This window comes from Phormidesmis sp. 146-33, from assembly GCF_052939515.1.
The window spans coordinates 1-20821 of the sequence record NZ_JBJPHU010000120.1; the positions used below are offsets into that span (position 1 = coordinate 1).

Annotated in this window: 19 protein-coding genes; 15 read left to right on the forward strand and 4 right to left on the reverse strand. The window is 50.2% G+C overall.

The window, feature by feature from the left end; translation table 11 throughout:
- Window positions 1-182: 182 nt before the first annotated feature.
- Window positions 183-773 (forward strand): Uma2 family endonuclease, encoded by a 591-nt coding sequence (locus ACJ2PR_RS29555; protein WP_446856188.1) that lies wholly within the window; start codon window positions 183-185, stop codon window positions 771-773.
- Window positions 774-794: 21 nt separating this feature from the next.
- Here ACJ2PR_RS29555 and era read toward each other — a convergent pair whose 3' ends face one another.
- Window positions 795-1739, reverse strand: coding sequence for a GTPase Era (gene era, locus ACJ2PR_RS29560; protein ID WP_446856189.1), 945 nt, complete (start codon window positions 1737-1739; stop codon window positions 795-797).
- 84 nt (window positions 1740-1823) lie between these two features.
- Between era and ACJ2PR_RS29565 the strand changes: the two genes are divergently transcribed.
- Together ACJ2PR_RS29565 and surE are read left to right on the forward strand one after the other, a co-directional pair.
- Entirely contained in the window at window positions 1824-2906 is a 1083-nt protein-coding gene (locus ACJ2PR_RS29565) for an ATP-dependent 6-phosphofructokinase (RefSeq protein WP_446879669.1), read from the forward strand.
- 68 nt (window positions 2907-2974) lie between these two features.
- Window positions 2975-3649, forward strand: a complete 675-nt coding sequence (surE, locus tag ACJ2PR_RS29570) for a 5'/3'-nucleotidase SurE (protein ID WP_446879670.1) — start codon at window positions 2975-2977, stop codon at window positions 3647-3649.
- Window positions 3650-3836: 187 nt separating this feature from the next.
- On the opposite strand, the gene ACJ2PR_RS29575 is transcribed toward surE, so the two are convergent.
- Genes ACJ2PR_RS29575 through smc form a run of 3 tightly spaced genes read right to left on the reverse strand, consistent with a single transcriptional unit; the run spans window position 3837 to window position 9104 of the window.
- Window positions 3837-4412, reverse strand: a complete 576-nt coding sequence (locus ACJ2PR_RS29575; protein WP_446879671.1) for a Uma2 family endonuclease — start codon at window positions 4410-4412, stop codon at window positions 3837-3839.
- 2 nt (window positions 4413-4414) lie between these two features.
- Window positions 4415-5401 carry a PRC-barrel domain-containing protein gene (locus ACJ2PR_RS29580; RefSeq protein WP_446856193.1) on the reverse strand — a complete coding sequence of 329 codons (987 nt, stop codon included), beginning with the start codon at window positions 5399-5401 and terminating at the stop codon, window positions 4415-4417.
- Between the two features lie 40 nt (window positions 5402-5441).
- Window positions 5442-9104 (reverse strand): chromosome segregation protein SMC, encoded by a 3663-nt coding sequence (gene smc, locus ACJ2PR_RS29585; RefSeq protein WP_446879672.1) that lies wholly within the window; start codon window positions 9102-9104, stop codon window positions 5442-5444.
- Window positions 9105-9375: 271 nt separating this feature from the next.
- On the opposite strand from smc, the gene ACJ2PR_RS29590 reads away from it, so the two are divergent.
- The 12 genes from ACJ2PR_RS29590 to ACJ2PR_RS29645 all read left to right on the forward strand — a co-directional run bounded on the left by ACJ2PR_RS29590 (window position 9376) and on the right by ACJ2PR_RS29645 (window position 20763).
- The gene (locus tag ACJ2PR_RS29590) at window positions 9376-10221 is read left to right on the forward strand and encodes a hypothetical protein (RefSeq protein ID WP_446879673.1); all 846 of its coding nucleotides are present in this window, start codon (window positions 9376-9378) and stop codon (window positions 10219-10221) included.
- 109 nt (window positions 10222-10330) lie between these two features.
- Entirely contained in the window at window positions 10331-10876 is a 546-nt protein-coding gene (locus tag ACJ2PR_RS29595) for a Uma2 family endonuclease (protein ID WP_446879674.1), read from the forward strand.
- Entirely contained in the window at window positions 10866-11009 is a 144-nt protein-coding gene (locus ACJ2PR_RS29600; RefSeq protein ID WP_446879675.1) for a hypothetical protein, read from the forward strand. The genes ACJ2PR_RS29595 and ACJ2PR_RS29600 overlap by 11 nt, the downstream gene beginning before the upstream one ends.
- Window positions 11010-11045: 36 nt before the next feature.
- Complete coding sequence (locus tag ACJ2PR_RS29605; protein WP_446879676.1) at window positions 11046-11870, forward strand: thiazole synthase; 825 nt, start codon at window positions 11046-11048, stop codon at window positions 11868-11870.
- A 132-nt stretch (window positions 11871-12002) separates the two neighbouring features.
- A complete protein-coding gene (gene psb34, locus ACJ2PR_RS29610) occupies window positions 12003-12182 on the forward strand; it encodes a photosystem II assembly protein Psb34 (RefSeq protein ID WP_446856200.1) in 180 nt (59 codons plus the stop codon).
- 343 nt (window positions 12183-12525) lie between these two features.
- The gene (locus tag ACJ2PR_RS29615; protein ID WP_446879677.1) at window positions 12526-14775 is read left to right on the forward strand and encodes a tetratricopeptide repeat protein; all 2250 of its coding nucleotides are present in this window, start codon (window positions 12526-12528) and stop codon (window positions 14773-14775) included.
- A gap of 351 nt (window positions 14776-15126) precedes the next feature.
- Window positions 15127-16020 (forward strand): acetylglutamate kinase, encoded by an 894-nt coding sequence (gene argB / locus ACJ2PR_RS29620; protein WP_446856203.1) that lies wholly within the window; start codon window positions 15127-15129, stop codon window positions 16018-16020.
- A gap of 3 nt (window positions 16021-16023) precedes the next feature.
- A complete protein-coding gene (locus tag ACJ2PR_RS29625) occupies window positions 16024-17130 on the forward strand; it encodes an alpha/beta hydrolase (protein ID WP_446879678.1) in 1107 nt (368 codons plus the stop codon).
- A 218-nt stretch (window positions 17131-17348) separates the two neighbouring features.
- The gene (locus tag ACJ2PR_RS29630; protein ID WP_446869015.1) at window positions 17349-17885 is read left to right on the forward strand and encodes a hypothetical protein; all 537 of its coding nucleotides are present in this window, start codon (window positions 17349-17351) and stop codon (window positions 17883-17885) included.
- Window positions 17886-18135: 250 nt separating this feature from the next.
- Window positions 18136-18876: a DUF3153 domain-containing protein gene (locus ACJ2PR_RS29635; protein WP_446879679.1), complete on the forward strand. Its 741-nt coding sequence runs from the start codon at window positions 18136-18138 to the stop codon at window positions 18874-18876.
- A 105-nt stretch (window positions 18877-18981) separates the two neighbouring features.
- Entirely contained in the window at window positions 18982-20079 is a 1098-nt protein-coding gene (locus ACJ2PR_RS29640; protein WP_446869013.1) for an AI-2E family transporter, read from the forward strand.
- Between the two features lie 330 nt (window positions 20080-20409).
- Window positions 20410-20763, forward strand: a complete 354-nt coding sequence (locus ACJ2PR_RS29645; protein WP_446879680.1) for a LapA family protein — start codon at window positions 20410-20412, stop codon at window positions 20761-20763.
- Window positions 20764-20821 lie beyond the last annotated feature (58 nt).

The following is a 20821-nucleotide window of genomic DNA, read 5'->3' on the forward strand; positions in this document are numbered from 1 at the left end:
GAAACCCAACAGCAGCCTTTCTACCGTTGCTAACGTTGGGTGTCACCAGGTTCAACCCAACCTACCTGAAAAGATTTGTCAGTCCATCAGCGACCAGAACTGTAAAGATGCCTGAAATACGAATTCAGGATACGATCGATTAGCCATAGATCCTGGCATTCACGCTCCCCCAGATGAACGCGATGACCACTACTCAAAAGCTGACTTTTGAAGAATACCTGACTTTAGCAGACACCGGGTTTGAGTGTCGCACTGAATTGATCGACGGAGAACTCATCGAATTGCCACCCGAATCAGGAATCAACACTGAAATTGCTGCGACTCTGTTTGCTGCGCTCCTCGCCGCAGGGGTAGATAGGCTTCACCTCAAGATGGGTAACTGCGAACTGCAAACTCCGGTCTTAAGCCCTGGAGATGCTGCCAATCGTTATCCTGACATTGTGGTGATCCGAGAAGAGCATCGATCGTTGACCCGCGATCGCATGACCATCACCTTAGACATGCCCCCGCCGCGCTTTGTGCTAGAAGTGGTTAGTCCTGGTAAAACCAATCGAGATCGAGACTACACCCGCAAACGTGCCCAGTATGCTGCTGTCGGCATTCCTGAATATGTGATTGTTGACCCGTTGGATCAGAGAGTCGTTGTCCTGATTCTAGAAAATGTCACCTACCGGGAGTCTGGGCGTTATCGAAATGCCGAAGTTGTGCAATTCACAGCGTTTCCGACCCTCCAACTCACTGCCCAGCAAATCCTCTCGGCAGGGCATCCATAATTCTTCCAACATCCCACGCGGCTACTCTTCGACTCGATAGCCCAACTCTGCCAGACGGGTGCGTGACTGTCGCCATTTGGGTTGGACTTTGACGAAGAGTTCGAGATAAATTTTGCCATCGATCAGTTTTTGCATTTGTTGACGGGCAGCGGTGCCGATCGTTTGTAGCATACTGCCGCCCTTGCCAATCACAATGCCTTTCTGCGAGGGGCGTTCGACAAAGACGGTGGCCCAGACCCGTGTGATCGAGTCTTCTTCTTGAACGCGCTCAATGGCGATCGCCACCGAATGCGGGACTTCTTCACGAGTTAGCAAGAGAATTTGTTCTCGAATCAGTTCGCCCATGATGAAACGTTCTGGTTGGTCGGTGACGAGATCGGGCGGGTAGTAGTATGGCCCAGGCTCCAGGTTTTGAACCAGTGACTGTTGTAGCGCCTCCAAACCCTCTCCGGTGACGGCCGAAAATTTGGCGATTGTCCATCCTTGCTCTTTAGCCAATTCTCGGTAACTGTTGTCGAGAAACTGGTTGCCTTCTCCCTGCTGGTCGGCTTTGTTGAGTCCCAAAATAACAGGCGTTTTGGTGTTAGTGAGAAGGTCTGCAATGTAGCGATCGCCCCCACCCAACTCGGCTGTACAGTCTACGACAAACAAAATTACGTCAACGGCGTGAATTGCGACTTGAGCGTTTTTCACCAGCACTTGACCGAGTTCGTGATGGGGTTTGTGAATACCAGGCGTATCGACAAAGATAATTTGGGCTTCTGGGGTCGTAAGAATTCCTTGCAGACGATTGCGCGTCGTTTGGGCAATTGGAGAGGTAATCGCAATTTTTTGCCCCACTAGATAATTCATCAGCGTAGACTTACCGACGTTGGGGCGACCAATAATCCCTACAAATCCAGACCTGTAGCCGTCGGGCGCAGTGGGAATCATCCCAGAGGTGATCATGTCATTGGTTTCTGACATCGCTAAATTAATTCCGTAGTTTTGGATACTGTTTACCGTTTTGCGATTGACTGTCAGCAATTAGGCATTTTCAGTGTAATCGACATGGACGAGACAAAACGCATCGGGATTTTGACGAGCGGCGGTGACTGTGCAGGACTCAACGCCATTATTCGGGCAGTCGTTTTTCGGGCGATCGGTTCCTACGGTTGGAAGGTGTTGGGTATCAGTCGAGCGACGCAGGGGTTGATGTCTCGTCCTCCAGAGTTTGTGTCGCTGGAAATTGAGAAAGTCGATCGCCTTTTGACCGCCGGAGGAACCGTTTTGGGAACGACGAATAAGGGCAATCCGTTTGCCTTTCCGATGGCAGATGGGGAGTTGGTCGATCGCTCTCAAGAAATCATCGACGGCTATCACCTGCTGGGATTGAATGCGATCATTGGCATTGGCGGCGATGGCAGTATGGCGATTCTCAGACGATTGGCGCAGCAAGGCAACATGAATTTGGTGACGATTCCCAAAACGATCGACAACGATGTAGACATTACTGAATGTTCGATTGGCTTCGATACGGCAGTTAACACGGCCACTGAAGCGCTCGATCGCCTGCATTTCACTGCTGCCAGCCATTCTCGCGTCATGATTTTAGAAGTAATGGGACGAGACGCGGGACATATTGCCATCAGTGCGGGTATTGCGGGCGGTGCTGATGTGATTTTGATTCCAGAAATTCCTTATACGATCGCCAACATTTGCGACAAACTCCGAGAACGTCAGGAACAGGGCAAAAACTATTCGTTAGTGATCGTCTCCGAAGCCGTCCGCACCGAAGAAGGCGAGAAAATTAGCTCAACCGATCCGTTTGGACAATCGCGGTATGGGGGCATCGGGCAATATCTCGCCAACCGCATCTCAACCTGTAGCGGTGCAGAAACTCGCGTAACCGTGTTGGGACATATTCAGCGAGGCGGCACCCCCTCACCGCTCGATCGCCTGTTAGCTTCAGCTTTTGGAGTCGCCGCCGTCGATCTGATTGCAGAAGGCAAGTACGATCGCATGGTGGGTTGGCGCGATCGTCAGGTGATCAGTGTGCCGATTGAGCAGGCGATCGCTCGTTATTGCGTTGTCGATCCGGGTAGCACGCTGGTCAAAACCGCTCGCGGGCTAGGAATCTATTTGGGCGATTAAAGCGTTTGGCAGCGAATGGCGCGTCGGTATGATTCAATAATCATGCATTTAACTCAGATCTTGCCAACATGACTTTAATTCTCACCAATGATGATGGGATTGACGCTCCCGGAATTCGTGCCTTGCTTAGAGCGGTGGATGGAGAAGGCATTTTGGTCGCACCCCGCGATCATCAGTCGGGCTGTGGACATCAAGTGACGACGACTCAGCCGATTCAAGTCGAGCAAAGAGCAGCGCGAGAATATGCGATCGCAGGCACGCCCGCCGATTGTGTGAGAATTGCGTTGCATCATCTTTACCCCGATACGAGTTTCGTTCTCTCAGGCATCAACGCTGGGGGCAACCTGGGGGCAGATGTCTACATTTCGGGAACGGTTGCCGCTGTGAGAGAAGCCGCGTTTCATCGAATTCCCGGTGTGGCAATTTCTCAATACAAGAAAGGAAAGCTGCCGATCGATTGGAACTTATCCGCTTATTGGGCTGCCAAAGTTTTGCGAGAACTGCGCGATCGACCCTCTGAACCTGGAGCCTTCTGGAATGTGAATCTACCTTACTTAGAAACTGAGGTAGATGTGGCGATCGTGTTTTGTAACCCCTGCACCCAACCGCTCCCCGTCGATTTTCGGATAGAGGGCAGTGACTTTCACTACTGCGGAGAGTATGCCAAACGTCCGCGTGATCCCGGTGGTGATGTAGACATTTGCTTATCGGGTAAGATTGCCGTTACCCAGATTCATGTGTAGATTACGATGGAAAATTACGATGGATAGAACCCTGTGATTCTCTGCTCATCAGGTGGTTATGAGTCAATTGCGTGATCGCTCAGATCAGCGTGTTCAGCAAACTAGAACGTGCAACAGCTCAAACTGACTTGAGAAGGGTTTGCGGATGCTGCGGGTGTGCGGTCTTATTACAACGGAATTGCGAAAATCAGTCGAGCAATCGTCTCACTGAAATCACCACATCAGGAAATCTGACAGGTCGAATTTCACCCTCTGTGAGCATGATTTGAGAAGCATAATCTCCAGCCCGTGGCTCCCGATAAACCATTAGCTCCATTTTCTTGAGATTCATAACCCAGTATTCGGGAATGTCGGACTGGGCGTAGGTTTTACGCTTAACTTCGATGTCTTTAATCAGGGATGAATTTGCGAACTCAATCAACCAAAAAATATTGTCTGGATAGGGGTGATGAGTGAGATATTCCCGTCCGAGAGGCTGGACGACCCCTTGCGGGTATCTCGAAGAGATCGCCAAATCTGGCTCCGGTTCTGATGCGCTCTCAGGCAGAGTAATGGGTTTCGCTTCCCGAATGGTGGCTCGATCTCCCAACAGCCCAATCAGGTAGTCTCTAACGCTTGTGTTGAAGTAGGCATGAGGTTCTCCTTCGGGCGGCATCTCGACAATTTCCCCGTGCAGTAGTTCTACCTGGCGATCGTCCAGCACACCAGAGGCAACCATGCGGTGATAGTCGTCCAATGTCCACTTCGCCAGAATGACGCTCATTTTTAGTAGCCTTCTTCCTCGTATTCGGGCTGCTTGGTTTTTTCGGGGATCTTTAGCTCTTGAGGCTTGTAGGGTTCTTCTTGCCAGGGGTCTTCTTCGGGGTCGTCAAATTTGACTTCGGGTTCGCGAAACTCGGCGGATTCAGCATCGATCGCGTCGTCGTAGTCGTCATCATCATAATCGTCGTCGTAGTCTTCGTTGTAGCGATCGCGCGAACTGGCTGCACTCCAGTTGTCTTCTTCTTCGTCTTCGTAAGCCATTTCAGCCCGACGTTGGCGAGGGGCTTCTTGACGCAGCGGCAGCGGTTCGGGTTCGCCGTAGTTGTCTTCGTCCCAGGTGGTTTCTTCGATCGGTTGGCGCAGCGGTGTCTGAATCGGCGTTTTTACCCCAGAACCTAGCTGATTGTTGACGTTGATCGGCTTCAAATATTGCTCGTTTTCGTCGCGCTCCCAGATGGGTTTGCCGATGCCTAACCGTTCGAGAATGCCAACACTCAACTGAGACATTCTTTCTTCGGCCCCTTCGTAGACGATCAAGCGATCGGGCCCGCTACTGACAATCTCATCGACGGGCATTTCATAGGTGCTGACAATTTGATCGGGGATCAGCGGGAGACCGATCGAGGCAATGGTCAGCGTATCGACTTTGCCGCTGTCAATATTAAAGCGAAACCCCCGCACCTTACCCAACAACTCGCCTGTCTCGGTAATCACTTCGCAGTTGATCAGGGCGTTATAGACCTCGACATCGATATCCTCGATCACATTGTCATCATCGACGAGAATCACATCGCCAATCTGACGAATGCTGCTCAACATCATGGGCTGAGGCGTACCGTAGAACAGATTCGGGCGCAGGCTGAGGGCGACGACTTCTTGACTGTCAATATCCACCCACAGTTGACTGACAACACCCAACCGTCTTCCGGTCGATCGAGTGATCACCTGTGTTCCAAGGAGGTCGGAGCGTTGGCGAAATTCTTCTGTCATTATGTCCCGAATCCTGTTTCGCAATCTGTTAAATATCAAATCATACGGAGGCACTTTGAGGGAGCTTAATTCCCAAAACTTGGGTGTATGCGCCTCGCGCCTGGGTGACCCCGATCGTTCGTTCCGCAGATTCGATCATAGGACGACGAAGGCTCACGACAATAAATTGCGCTTGTTGTGCCTGTTGCTTGATCATTCTAGCTAATCGCTCTACGTTTGCCCCATCGAGAAACATATCGACCTCATCAAAGGCATAAAACGGTGAAGGCCGATACCGTTGTAGGGCAAAAATGAAGGCGAGGGCGGTTAGAGATTTTTCTCCTCCAGACATGGAAGCCAATCTTTGGACGGGTTTGCCTTTGGGATGAGCGACGAGATTTAATCCACCATTAAAGGGATCTTGAGAATCTTCTAATTGTAAGTGACCATCGCCATCTGAAAGTGTCGCGAAAATTGCCTGAAAGTTAATATCTACCGCATCGTATGCCTCTTTGAAAGCGCGTTGACGCAGGGTTGTAAAGTTTTCGATCCGCAGCAGCAGTTCGGTACGTTCTTCTTCGAGCGTGGTCAGCTTTTCGGTGAGTTCCTCTAGTCGAGCCTGGGTGCGATCGTATTCTTCCAAAGCCAACATATTCACTGGCTCCATCGCTTGCAGACGTTTTTGTAGCGATCGCAGTTCGTGTTGGAGTTGTGAAAGATCGCGGGTAGCGGTTTCCGGAATTTCGGGAAGGGGATCGGGCAGATCGGCTCGTTGGGCGGCGAGTTGTTCTTGCAGGGCGATCAGTTCAGTCCGGCGAGTTTCCTGAGTTTCTTGAATTTTGTTGCGTTGCCAGTCGAGTTGTTGTTGGCGGGTTTGCAGGTCTCGCAGTTGACGATCGACGCGATCGCGCTGTTGCCGTTCTTCTCCGAGCGTCTTCTCTAGTTTGGCGAGGGCGGCTTGCAGTTGGGCAATGTGGGTGTTGACGGCGAGTTGCTGTTCGGTGAGGCTGGTTTGCTCTTGCAGTTGGGCGGTTTGCTGGGTGCGGTATTCCTGAACTTTGGTTTGTCCTAGCTGAATTTTTTCTTGAATGCGTTGACGCTGATTTTCGAGATCTTGTAGCCGCTGTTCCGCTGTGCGAAGGGCGAGTTCTTTTTGGTTGAGGTCTGATTCGAGCGATCGCAGTCTGCTTTGAATTTGCTGCCATTCGCTATGAGTTTGAGATTGCTCCAGATCTGCCAGCGTTTGTCTCAATTGCGCTAATTGCGTTTCTTGAATGGGAATTTCGGCTTCTAAAGTGTGTAATCGAGTCTGAGCCGCAGTGTTTTCTTGGGTGCTTTTTTGCAGTTGCGAATTGGTTTGAGTTTGCTCAGTTTCCAGTCGCGTGATTTCAGTTTTAAGCTGTTCTAATTTGAGTTGAATTTCTCGATGATTTTGACGAGATTCGACCAATTGTTTGGATTTGTTTTGATGGTCGATCGTCGCCCTGGCCATCGCGTCTTCACAGCGCAGCAGAATCGTATCAATCACGCGCAACCGTTCTTTTAAGTCCAGCACTTCAGCCGATTCGCTCGCGTCCACCGTTCCAAACCGAATCGCAGAACGGTTGTTGGAACTGCCCCCGGTCATGGCTCCACTTTGTTCGAGCAGTTCGCCATCGATCGTCACGATCCGATACTGTCCCAGATAGCGCCGCGCATCTTGCAGCGTCTGAAAGACAACCGTATTGCCAAAGACGTAGGAAAACACTTCCCAATAGCGATCGTCACATTCGATTAAATTCAGCGCAAAATCGACACAGCCACTCATCGATCGCAAGCTGCTATTAGAGGGCGCACGTCCACCCCGAATTTTGTTGAGCGGAAGAAATGTAGCCCGTCCAGCGCGTTTTTGTTTGAGAATCTCAATGGCAGCGGCGGCGATCGCATCATCATCCACCACCAATTGCCCCAATCGACCTCCGGCCGCTGTTTCGAGCGCCAATTGATACTGAGGTTCGACTCGGCCCAATTGAGCCACCAAGCCATGCACGCCTGTCATTCCCATTTTGAGAATCACCTGAGTCGCATGAGTGCCCTGAGCTTCGGACATGGCTTGAGTTTGCGCTTCTAATTTGTCTAACTTGCGCTGTTTCTCACGCTGTTCATTCAGCAATCGCGTTTGTGTTTCCTTCTGAATTTGCACTTCTTGCTCGGCTGCGGAAACAGACTGTGCTAGTGATTGAATTTTGGTCGTTGCTTGTTCGAGTAATTTTGTAAGTTCGGATTGTTCGGATTGTTTTTCGAGCAGTTGGGTTTGCAGCGTGAGGAGCGATCGGCGTTGTTCTTCAACCTGCTTTTCTAACTGACTGGCGCGTTCTCTCAGTCGAGCCTGCTCTGTGCGCTGTGGCTCCAATGTTTTGAGGATGCTGTCAATCTGATGACGCAGCTCCGTTTGTTCTTGTACCCAAGCTTCTGCACTCGCTGCCGACGCATTCGCCGCATCTCGATTCGTTTCGAGGGTTGCTCTCGCTTCGTCTCTTTGTTGCCGAAATGACGCTAAATCTCTCGCTTCTAGCGTTTGTTGCTCTCTGGTCAACGATTCCAGCGTTTTCATCTGCTCCTGAATGTCTTGCTGGGCGCGAGATAGATTTTTCGTCAGATCTTGGCTGGCAGTTTGTAAGTCTTGCTCCTGTCGTTGAAGTTGGCGCAGTTCTGCTTCACGAGTCGCCAAAGTAGACTGAATGGCAATCTGTTCTTCTTCTCCGAGCGCACGAACGTGAGCGTTGAGTGTCTCCAGTTCAGCGGTTTTCTGTTCGATTTCGGTTACCAAAGTGCCTAACTGAGTTGTCAGATCCGCGATTTCCTGTTCACCAATTTGAATCTGCGCCTGTAGCTGTTTTCCTGCCTGAGCCGCCTGCTCATAGCGAATGACAACTTCCCACTGTTCTTTGTTTTGCAGTTCGGCCCGAAGTTTTTGATATTTCTCAGCTTTGATGCGATCTTGGGCGAGGCGATCGCGCTGATCAATCAATTCTTTTTCGACAATGTGATATTTGTCTTCGTGATCTTTGACGGCATCGAGTTTGTCTTTGGCTTGATTGATCTTGCGATCGAACGAAGCCACGCCTGCCAATTCGTCAATAATTTCTCGCCGTTCCCGCGCATTCATCGAGATGATCCGGGTCACATCCCCCTGTAAGACGACGTTGTAGCCTTCGGGATAAATTCTCAGGCGATTTAATTGCTCGTGCAGTTCTGTGAGCGTACAGGGTTCGCCGTTGATAAAATAATTTGACGTGTAGGTTCCCTGTTGTGTGACACGCAGCTTTCTAGTCACGCTCCATTCAGCATTGGGCGCTACATCACTCGTACCGTTTCCATTCCCGTTCGCATGACCATTCTGTGAATGATCTTTGAACGTGACATCTTCTGCGCCTTCGGTTTCGGGATTGTTGAGCGCATTGAGCAGATCGACTTCATCAGACAAGTCGAATACGGTTGTGACGCTGGCTTCGACGGTCGATCGTCCCTTCGTGCTTTGCGTATGATTGACCAGATCCGGCAATCGCTCTGCCCGCATTCCTTTGGAGCCTGCCAACCCCAAGCAAAACAGCAGGGCATCTAGCAGATTTGACTTACCCGACCCATTGGGCCCCGAAATCACAGTAAAACCTGGCAGCAACGGAATCGGAGTCGTGCCACCAAAGGATTTGAAGTTGGTCAGTTCGACGCGCTTGACGTACACAGGCTAGATGGTGGCAAAATTAGTGTTCAGTGTAGCCCGGAAAAGGCGATGTGACTCAAAATTAGGCGGTTTCTACAGTGATACCACAATCAGAACAAATGTTCTAGACTAATTTTCTAAGTCGATCAGCGATGGTCATTCTTTTCGCGCGATCAGTTTCTCCGTGAGGCAAAGGTTATCTATTAGCATTGAGACATGGTTTTTCTCGGTTGGCATGACTCTTTGCATCTCATACAAGTACAAAACTCTTAACGATGGCACTGTCACAGCCATGTGCTACTCGGATTCTTTAATCACAACGTTAGGAGCCAACAGCCAACAGACTGGTACGGGTAGTTTTTTACCCTCGAATGCGGAAATTAAGCATCAAACCGCACGAGGTATTAAAATTCAGATTGTTTCCGCAACAGCATACGGCAAGAGTGATGTCCGTCGTGATTTTGTGTTTTCCATCGCTGGTGCTGTTCCTTTAGGGCTGCAAAGTCTGATTCATTTGGACTCAGTTTTCAAAACGTTTCTTGCAAATTATCGTTTTGAAGATTATCTCAAAAGAGTGGAAGGAACACTCCGAGAGTTTTGGCAAGATGCTTGGGATAAAGACATTGAGTATCTCGTAACAGCGGCTGACGATGGCGGTGAAATAAGAATCATTTATATGAGAGGAACGGAATCAGATTTAATCATTGAGGAAATCGAAGCAGAGGATGGGCTACTTTTTGCAGTCATAGGGGATCGTGCTGAAGAAGCTTACGACATGATTAGAAGAGAAACCAATTCGCTCATGTGTGCAGGAATGGAGATAGATTCAGCCCTGCATTTGGCGTGTCTACGTATGATGAGGCGTGCGATTGAAGACCCAAACCAGATATTTGTTGGTGGAAGTATACAATCTTGTCAAGTGTGGGGACGAAAGGCAGCATACATCACACTAGACGATGGGAATCAACTGATGTATCGGGGAGTCAAGTATTCAAGAGAATGGAATCGATCAATCGACATGGCTCCATTTCCAGTTGCATACATAAGTGCAGATATGTACAACCCTCAAGTTAGTATCCAGCAGATCATAGAGAGTCTTGAATCAGAAGAGGATGAAATTGCAGGTATTGATGCATAAACGTTGCCCTGCTGTTGTGCTGCGTCAACGGGCGAAGGAACAGCCGCTCAGTCTCGATTTCCGTCATAATTAAGATCCTCAATGTTGGACTCAAACGCAGGAAAAGCCAATGGTTGCCACTCCCACGTCGATCGTCTATCCCGACTCCGATGGTTTGCCCATGTCAGACAATACCCGCCAGTTTGAGTACATTGTGTATATCAAAAAGGGTATCGATTGGCTGTTTAGCGACGATCCTCAAGTTTTTGTCGGCGGCGATTTGCTCTGGTATCCGCAAGAGGGAAGCAACAAACTCCGACAGGCTCCCGATGTCATGGTTGTCTTTGGGCGACCCAAGGGAGATCGGGGAAGCTACCAGCAGTGGAAAGAAGATAATTTGCCTCCCCAAGTTGCGTTTGAAATTATCTCTCCGAGCAACACGATTCCTGAAATGACCCGTAAGTTTCAGTTTTACGATCGCTACGGCATCGAAGAATACTATGTTTATGACCCTGATCGTCTCAGTTTGGGTGGCTTTGTCAGACAGGACGGCCGACTTGAAGCGATCGAGCCGATAGAAGGTTGGGTCAGCCCTCGTTTAAAAATTCGCTTTACTCTGGGGCAAAACGGTAGCCTGGAACTATATCGGCCCGACGGACGACCCTTTGCGCTATGAGGAAATCGCGGCACGAGCCGACCAAGCTGAACACAGGGCCCAACAAGCAGAAGCGCAACTGGCAGAAGCGCAAGCTGAAATTGCTCGACTCAAAGAACAGCTTAAATCAATGGGGCAAGATCCCGATCGTTAAATCGAACATAAAATCGAACATAAATAGGACATAACAATGCAAACGCTGGATAAACCTTTAGAACATTCACTCAATAACGCGCTGGTAATCGCTGGACGGACATTTCGATCGCGCCTGATGACCGGGACGGGCAAATATCGCACTTTTGAAGACATGCGGCAGAGCATCGAAGCCAGTGGCAGTCAGATCGTCACCGTGGCAGTGCGTCGAGTCCAAACCAAAGCACCCGGACACGAGGGACTGTCCGAAGCCCTTGATTGGACAAAAATCTGGATGTTGCCCAACACGGCAGGCTGTCAAACTGCTGAAGATGCCGTGCGAGTGGCGCGTCTGGGTCGCGAAATGGCCAAACTGCTAGGACAAGAAGACAATAATTTCGTCAAGCTCGAAGTGATTCCCGATGCAAAGTATCTGCTGCCTGACCCGATCAGTACCCTGCAAGCCGCCGAACAGTTGGTCAAAGAAGGCTTCGCAGTCCTGCCTTACATCAATGCTGATCCTCTACTAGCCAAGCGTTTAGAAGAAGTGGGCTGTGTCACGGTTATGCCGCTGGGGTCGCCGATCGGTTCTGGTCAAGGCATCCAAAACGCCGCTAACATTCGGATTATCATCGAAAACGCTCAGGTGCCCGTCGTCGTCGATGCGGGGATTGGCACACCCAGCGAAGCCACCCAAGCGATGGAGTTGGGAGCCGATGCGCTACTGATTAATACGGCGATCGCTCAGGCAACTCACCCGGTCATGATGGCACGAGCAATGAATTTGGCTACTGAAGCAGGTCGTCTTGCTTACCAGGCGGGTCGAATTCCCGTTAAAGCGATCGCCAGTGCCAGTTCGCCCACATCTGGCACGATCGCCTAAAAAGCTTACAGCGGTTAGCTTGTGCAGATCGAATGCTAAAAGTTAACCGTTTGATTAAGTTTTCTTACGTTAAATCGAGTTTATTTCTTCATCTTTTGATAAACTTAACAAAACAATAGAGGAACGATTCTTATGAGATACACAACCGAAGAAGGTGGTCGCTTAAACAACTACGCGATCGAGCCAAAGATGTATGAAGCGACTCCTCCTGACAAAGCCCAACAGCGTGGCTACCTGATCCTTGGTACCCTGGGAACTTTGCTGGTCGGTGGATTAATTGCCGTCGCGGTTGTGGTTTCACAAGCTTCCTAGCTCAACCTCTAAAAGATTTGTACAATCAGAAGATTTGAGATTCTTGTAGCCTCAGACGAGCCAGGTCGCTTACTGTAATAGACAGCACCTGGCTTTTTGATGGGCATTATTAGAACGATCGCCAAACGACTCAGGTTCATGATTGATGAATCAAACCAGACGATCTCAACCACGGCTCAAACTTCCAGCGCAAAAGCCCTTTTGTGATTTTTTATCTGCCCCATACAGGCCAGAGTCTCAACTGTCACCCCAGGTTTCATCCTGACATCAGCCAAAATCAATCGAAAAAGGGTTCATAGCCCAATCTATTCGGGTCACAATAAAGTGACCGAAATCATCGCTGATGACACTCGTCGATTGCCAACCTGCCTCCAGCACCCCCGTGACCGAGCTTGTTTCTCAGGGCCGCTCAAGCTTGAATCAACAGATTTATCTGCGCTTAAGGCTGGCGTTGAGCTTAAATCTGCGCCGTCAAATTTTTGTGACCGTCTGCGATGATGTCGAGTTGCGCGATCGCCTCGCCCTTCAACTCCGAACCGATCTTGCCAATGCTCACACCACTCCTGTAACCGAGAAAAACGGTGTCGCACCTCTTCAGGCAAGCCCTTCTCGAATTGTCAGCCTCGGTCTCAACCTGCCCAACCCCGACATTTTGGGGCAAATCAATCACTGGCTCAGTCAGCATTCCAACCGTCCAGCCAACTGGGTGCCGACCTTTCAAATCGTGGGCATTGAGGCGCTCACCCGTCAGCCCGTCCATATTCAACGCGCCTTTCTCGACTCGCTTCAGCGATTTGCCAAACAGCGATCGTCGATCGAATTCAATCTAGTCCTATGGGTGTCGCGTCCCTGGTGTCGATCGATTCAGCAGTCCGTTCCAGAATTTTGGCGCTGGCATACAGGAATTTTTGAGTTTGAAGGCGACCCGGCCCCCCTGGGAGAACGCAGGAACCAGGGAGCAGGTAACCAAAAGAGCAGAAAGGCTCCTCAATCCTCAACGCTCATTCCATTGCCAAAGCGCGTCGAAGACAGTCCGCCAACACCCCTCACCCCTCCTCGCCAAGCGGAACAAAATCCGCCTTCATCCCCCGTCCCAATCGCAAAGCGGATTACCCCAAAGGGGGAACAGATCATCGCAGACAACTCCTCATCCCCCAATTTTTCAACGCCTCCCGACCCTCAACCGGCAAAGCCCAAAGCCCCAATCAATCGCACTCGTGCAGACTCCGAATTTGCCGATTTGGTGCTGGCTTCCGTCATGCAGGACGTGGAGCAGGCGGATGGAATCTCGTTAGATCAGGTGGCTGCTGACCATCCCAGTCTAGAACCGATGCGTCTGTTGCAGCATTTAGAGGAATTGCAGCTTGCTCAAGCGCCTCCTGCCTCTCATGCCGCCGCCTATCGTCAGTTGGGAGACTGGTATCGCGATCGCGTCGAGCAAGGCCATTCGTCTCAATCCAATCTCACGGTTACCGTCCGAGCTTACGAACAGGTTTTGCGATTTTTGGAGCCGACTTCTTCTCAAGCTCCAGATGTGTTAAACGACGTGGGCAACCTTTATTGGATGCTGTCTCGCTGTCCGACGGCGGCTGATATTGCCTTACCCAACTTAGAAAAAGCGCTGAAAGCCTACCAGCTTGCTCTGAGCAAAATCAATCCTCAAACGCGACCCAGCACCTTTGCAATGGTTCAAAACAATCTGGGGTCAGCGTATAGCGACTTGGCTCAGCGACAAAATCCGGCTGAAAATTTGCAACAGGCGATCGCTGCTTACCAATCTTCTTTGCAATATCGTCAGATCGAAGAGGAAGCTTCTCGGTACGCAGCCACCCAAAACAATCTAGGTACCGCTCACTGGAATCTGGCCCAGCACCAAAACCCGATCGACAACTTGCAGCAAGCGATCGCCTATTACAGTGCGGCTCTGCGTCACTACGATCCCGATCAGGAGCCGTTGCACTATGCCATGCTGCAAAACAATATGGGCACCGCTTACTGGAATTTAGCTCAGTGCGCTCAAGGCTCAGAACAGGCCGATGCGACTCCGGGCGACTTTTTGCTGCTGGCGATCGGAGCCTACCGGATTGCCTTAATGTACCGAACCCTGGATGCGGCTCCTGCGGCCTACGCTTCGACTCAAAACAATTTGGGGACTGCTTACTGGCATTTGGCAAACCAGCCCTCGACCCACTACGACGAAGCAGAAGGCTATTTACATCAAGCGATTGCGGCCTACAAAGAAGCCATCGCCGCCGTAGATTATTTGACGACTCACATGCCCCATCCGCCAGCGCTGACCTTCGATCGCTTCTCAACCTACAACAATTTGGGATCGGCTTTCTATCAGTTGGCGACGGCTACCCATGCAGAATTGGATACTCAGCAGCGATTGGCCTATCTCGAAGCGTCTCTTTCTCATCACGTTCAGGCGCTCCACGGCTGGCAAGACAAGCCTGACTTTTACTCGACTGCCCTCAATTGCATTGTGCAAAACGTCAGAGCGTTTCATGAGCGTAGCGGCATTCAAGGACAAACGCAGGCTCTCTCAAAAATCCCGGCAACGCTGATTCCGGCCGTGATGAAACAGCTCTGATGTAGACCTTTAGAATTGTGAATTAGATAAGATTACTGTTTGTAATTATCTTTGGACGACGTTTGCGATCGATGCGTTTCAAGTAGTTCAGCACACCCTACGTAACGTTATCTATTTCATCCAGTGTTTAATCGCCCAGTGATTTCAAGAAGTTATCCAGCAGAATTGGCTCAGTTGAGCTTGCTTCAGGTCTCAGTCCTCGACGCGCCTTCTTCCAAAAAAACTTTTCATCGGATCTGCCGATCGCACCCTCTTCCAAAAATCGATCATAAAATGTCTTCTGCGTAACAGTTGTAGACTCCATAATTGGCAATAGTGATCATCCGAGTGACCTTTTTGCCCTCAGTGCCCATGTTCAACGAAAGCGAATATTTCGAGAAAGCCGAAGCCACACGAGTGCGTGTTTTGAGTGAGGCGCTGCCCTATATTCAACAGTTTGCAGGACGGACGATCGTCGTCAAATATGGGGGTGCGGCGATGAAAGATAGCGCCCTCAAAGAGAAGGTGATTCGCGATGTCGTCTTTATGGCTTGTGTAGGGTTGCGCCCGATCGTCGTGCATGGGGGCGGGCCCGAAATCAACTCCTGGCTAGACAAGTTGGGAATCGAGCCTCAATTTAAAAACGGTCTGCGCGTCACCGATGCCGCCACGATGGATGTGGTTGAAATGGTGCTCGTGGGGCGCGTTAACAAAGAAATCGTTTCGTTGATCAATCAAGCCGGAGGATCGGCGGTGGGGCTGTGTGGCAAAGATGCCAGTCTGATTAAGGCGCGACCTGCGGACGAAGAAGGCATCGGATTTGTGGGAGAAGTCACCAGCGTAGACACCAGCATTTTAGAAACGTTGGTTAGCAATGGTCACATTCCTGTGGTCTCTAGCGTTGCAGCCGACGAAACTGGACAGGCTTACAACATCAATGCGGACACGGTAGCGGGAGAAATTGCGGCAGCGTTGGGCGCTGAGAAATTAATCTTACTGACCGACACGGCTGGCATCTTGCGCGACTACAAGGATATTTCGACTCTGATCCCCAAGCTCGACATTCAAGAAGCGCGAAAATTGATTGACAGTGGCGTGGTATCGGGCGGCATGATTCCCAAAGTGAGTTGCTGTGTGCGATCGCTCGCTCAAGGAGTCCGGGCGGCCCATATTGTCGATGGTCGGCTGCCCCACGCGCTGCTACTCGAAATTTTTACCGACGCGGGGATCGGCTCGATGCTGGTTGCTTCAGAATTTATGGCGTAATGAGTGAACCATAAGACACTATGGGAAGGAGAAAAAGACGATCGCCCCTTTCATTCCCCGGTGTCTACTTTTATGACAAAAATTTCAACTCAGGCTTACAGAGCGGCTAAAACGATCGCTCAAACCACCAAGTCCTACGAAGACAAGCTGCCCGTTCGCAACAATGGCTGTCGATCTCAATTTTTGATGCATTCCGCACCCACGCCCAAAGTCTGTCTGTTTTTTCATGGCTTCACGGCGGCTCCTTACCAGTTTTTACCGATGGGGCGCACGTTCTACAACGCAGGCTACAACGTGATTATTCCTCGGCTGCCAGGTCATGGAAAAGCAGGCGACTGGGGCAAAGACAATCCGCCACCTCTACCAGACGAGCCGGATGTTTACAAACAATTTGCGCTCACCTGGCTCCAAAAGGCTCAAACGCTGGGCGATCGCGTCGTCGTCGGAGGATTGTCAGGGGGCGGGACGATGGCGGCCTGGTTGGCCTTAGAGAAATCTGACCAACTCGATCGCGCCCTGTTGTTTGCTCCTTACCTCAGCAGCAGCAACAAAGTCATCGATCTGGTGGTAAATGTGTTTAGCACTTATTTCTCCTGGAAACCAGAGGCTCCTCCTGATAAAGTGATCGGCTACGGCGGGTTTGAGGTGCCTGCTCTGCGCGTGTTTTTGGAAATGGGAAAAGAAATTTTGCAGCGATCAAAAACTAGCTCCTCAGCTCCCATGTTCATTATTTCGACCGAAGCCGATCGCGCCGTCAGCAATCTTGACCACCAAACGCTCTACGAAAATACGCTAAAGCGCCAGCCCAAATCCTGGTATTACTGCTTTGATCAGTTGCTCAACATTCCTCACACAATGATGACTAAAGAGGAGGGCAACAAGTGGGAAAACCTGCTAAATGTCATGGCCAAAGCCTTTGTCGAAAGTAACGTCACCTGGACAGAAATCGAAGACATTGCCTACACCATGACCGAGGGCAAGACGTTTGATCAGGCGGTGAGACAGTTGAAACTGAGCGATCGAGTTTCGCGTGATCTGCCAACGGTGCTAACAATGGTCGATAAACGAGAAATCGTCATCAAACGCAACCCCAGTTGGAGCGACGAGTAGAACTTCAAAGCACGTCGATTTGATGAGATTATGCGCTTTGCCGATGAGTTCCAGTTGCCCCTAAATTCCTACATACGAAGGACTCACTCGATCGACCACACCGAAGCTTGATGGACTGCTGGCTTAACGCTAGTCCGTGTCTACCTTGCAGGTGTGGAATTCAACGGCTCGAATGTTTTAGGATGCAGAAGTCAGATCACCTAAAACGATAGAAACCTGTGACTTCTGAGAGCTTAGAACTGGTCAAAACTGAATATGAATCAGGCAAAAATACCTTTGAGCGGGGCGACTACCGCAAAGCCGTTCAGCATTTAGAACGGGCCAGCGCCCTGGTCGAGTCAGGATCACGGCTAGGAGGCGAAGTGCAGATTTGGTTAGTCACTGCCTACGAAGCGGCCGGACAGCGATCGGAAGCCCTCAATCTTTGCCGTCAAATCAGTCGTCACCCCGATCTCAAAACTCGTCAGCAAGCCAGACGGCTGATCCACATTCTCGAAGCGCCCTTGTTGAGAACCCGTCCTGAATGGCTGACCGAGATTCCTGACCTCTCCAAACTGCCAGACAACGGTTCACCTGACAATTCGGGAGTGTCTAAATTTGCCCCAACTACGCCTCGCAAGCCTGCCTCAAAGCCCCGTCTTACCATCCCGGAACCTGTTGATTTAAGTCAGGTTGACACCAGAGACAATCGGTTTATCTGGGTAGCACTAGGCGCGATCGGACTGATTCTAGGCGGCTTGGCGTGGTTGAGCTAACATAAATTCGCTGAGAGATGCAGCGGAAAACATCCATTGAACTGAGGTTATTTTGAAGTTTCTCAGAATTGAGGAGTTGGAGGCAGAAGATCCCGGTCGCGAAAAACTTGACTAAATTGATGTTGATTTAGAGAGTCTAGCGATCGTCCCATTGCCTCTCGCTCCGTCTAGCAATTAGTGGTTAGATGTTAGGTGATATCAATCCGCCTGTGTCATGCTGCTTAGAACTCTCCACCTAAAAGCTTTTGTGATGTCATCTCTAATCCGTGTCTTGGTATGGTTTCGCCTCGTTGGGATCGTGCTGCTCTCAACACTGATGCTGTCGGGCTGTGTGCGCTACAACTTGGGCGTAAATTTTGACAGTCCTAATCGAGGAGCGATCGTGCAGCAGATTCGTCTCGATGAGCGGCTGACCACCGGGCAGGCATGGCTAAACGATGTTGAAAATCGGGCGCGCAAAGTTGAGGGCAAAATTCGCCGTGTGTCTGATCAAGAAGTTTGGGTGACGATCCCGTTTGGCAGCGGTAAAGAATTAGAAGCAAAGTTTAATGAATTTTTTAGCTCCGACTTTAAAAACACCCGTAAAAAACGCTCCGCCAAAACGGTGGATCTGCCCAAAATTGACTCTCATCTGACGGTCAAACAAGGCAACTTTCTTCTCTTAGAAAGAACTCGGCTGATCTATGACCTGGATCTACGATCGCTCGGCGTTCAATCTTCAGATGGCTCCTTGCTGCTCAGTCCCGGTTCTTTAATTGAACTAGAGTTTGATCTAACAACTCCCTGGAATGCTCGAAATGTGGGGGCTACTCAGGTGCGGCGATCGGACAAGCACTTAATTTGGACACTCCAGCCAGGTCAAAAGAATCATCTCGAAGCGACCTTTTGGATGCCTAGTCCGCTGGGAATTGGGGCTGTTGTGATTGGGCTACTCGTCGCCGGGGGAATCTATCTCAAACGAAACGACCCGCCTCAGCCTTCGTTTCCGTAGATTCTTCTCCCTTTGACTGTCTCCCTTTAACTGTGCAGAATTGCGAAAGCCAGACTTTAATCCTTTAATGCTTCCAGTTTCTCCGCCCCTTACCTCTTTGCAAGAATGTCACGCCGTTCAGATGAGCTACAGCTCCGCAGATTGCTGGTCTTGGGTTTGAGTGGGCCGATCGTCGCCCTCAATGTGTGGCTCCTTAGTCAAGTGTTGCGCTATTTTGAGCATTCTGTGACAGTGCTGGTGATTTCGGCCATTTTGGCTTTTTTGCTCAATTACCCTGTCGAATTTTTTGAGCGGGCCCGCATTCGTCGCACTGGGGCCGTTGTGTTGGTTTTGCTGGCGACGGTGACAATTTTGGGGATTTTGGGCGTGACGCTGGTGCCGATTTTGATCAGCCAGGTCAACCAACTGCTCGAAAAAATTCCAGGTTGGCTAGAGGCGAGTCGGCAAAATTTTGAGGCGTGGGATGCTTGGGCAAAGACGAGAAATCTGCCGATCGACCTCAGAGGATTTGGCGGACGCATCAGTACCCAGATCGAAAATCAAATTCAAGAAGTCGCTCCTCAAGCGCTCGGACTGGCTCTAGGGACGGTTTCTGGAATCATTGACACCATTTTGATCATCGTGCTGGCGTTCTATATGCTGCTCTATGGCGCTCGGCTCTGGCGAGGTTTGATCAACCTGTTGCCGCCCAAATATGGCATTCCCTTTAGCGAGTCACTGCGGCTTAATTTTCACAATTTCTTTTTGAGTCAGATTCTTTTAGCCCTGTTTATGGCAGGCGGGCTGATTCCCATCTTTCTCGCGCTGAGAGTTCCTTTTACGCTGCTGTTTGCACTAATCGTTGGCATCGCCGAATTAATTCCCTTTATTGGTGCCGCCTTGGGGATTGGGATTGTGACGATTTTGGTGATGTTTCAGAGCGTCTGGTTAGCCTTTCAAGTGGCGATCGCCGCCATCATTTTGCAACAAGTTCGAGACAATCTGTTAGCGCCCAAAATTATGGGTGACTTTACCGGACTCAACCCCCTGTGGATTTTTATCGCCCTGCTCATCGGTCTACAAATCGGCGGATTTTTGGGTGTTTTTGTTGCCGTCCCCGTCGCTGGCACCATCAAAGGCACGATCGACATCATTCGCAATGTCAAACCCCCCACGATCGTCGTCACCGAAGTCATCCGTACTGAATATCCGCCGATCGAATAACCTCCAGGCAGTTCTCAAACCCAGGCAAATTTCCAGCTTTTAGTCCAGTTAAAAAGATTTTCACTATATAAAAAGTTTCTAAAATTCAACTCCGTAGCGTCTCGATCTTAATGTCAGCCTTGCTCACCCGACGTTTGATCATTTCTTTTGTGAAAACAGCCTAAAAAACCCCTACCCATTTCTCCTCACTCCTCACCGCTCACTCCTTACGTTTTTGCAACGAATTCCAAGACAAAATCACAGACTACTGCATAATTGAACTGCATTTTCTTGCTCGACCCATTTCCCAAAAGTTGGTACACAGAACCGCGTAATTGGAGAATCAACCCGATGAGACAAATCAATTTTTTGCTGATCTTTGTGATTTGCTTGGCTCTGGTTTTATTTGGCATTGAAAACACCGAACCTACTGTGATTCGAGTGGTTGAGGGTGTGCAGGTGCAGGCACCTTTGTCGATCGAGCTAATTTTGGCGATGGGCATCGGGGCTGTCATGGCCTGGGTGTTTAGCGTCTGGAGTCAGATTCAGCGGATGATGGACAATCGCAAAGAGCTTGACCTCCGAGAAGACCGTATTCAAGAACTAGAACAAGATGTCGAACGCTACAAAGCTGAAATTCAACAACAACAACGACTACTACCCCAAGCTCAGGATGCCGAATCGAGGGAAGTTTTTGCTCAGTAGAGAGTGAGGGATGAGGGATGAGGGATGAGGGATGAGGGATGAGGGATGAGGGATGAGG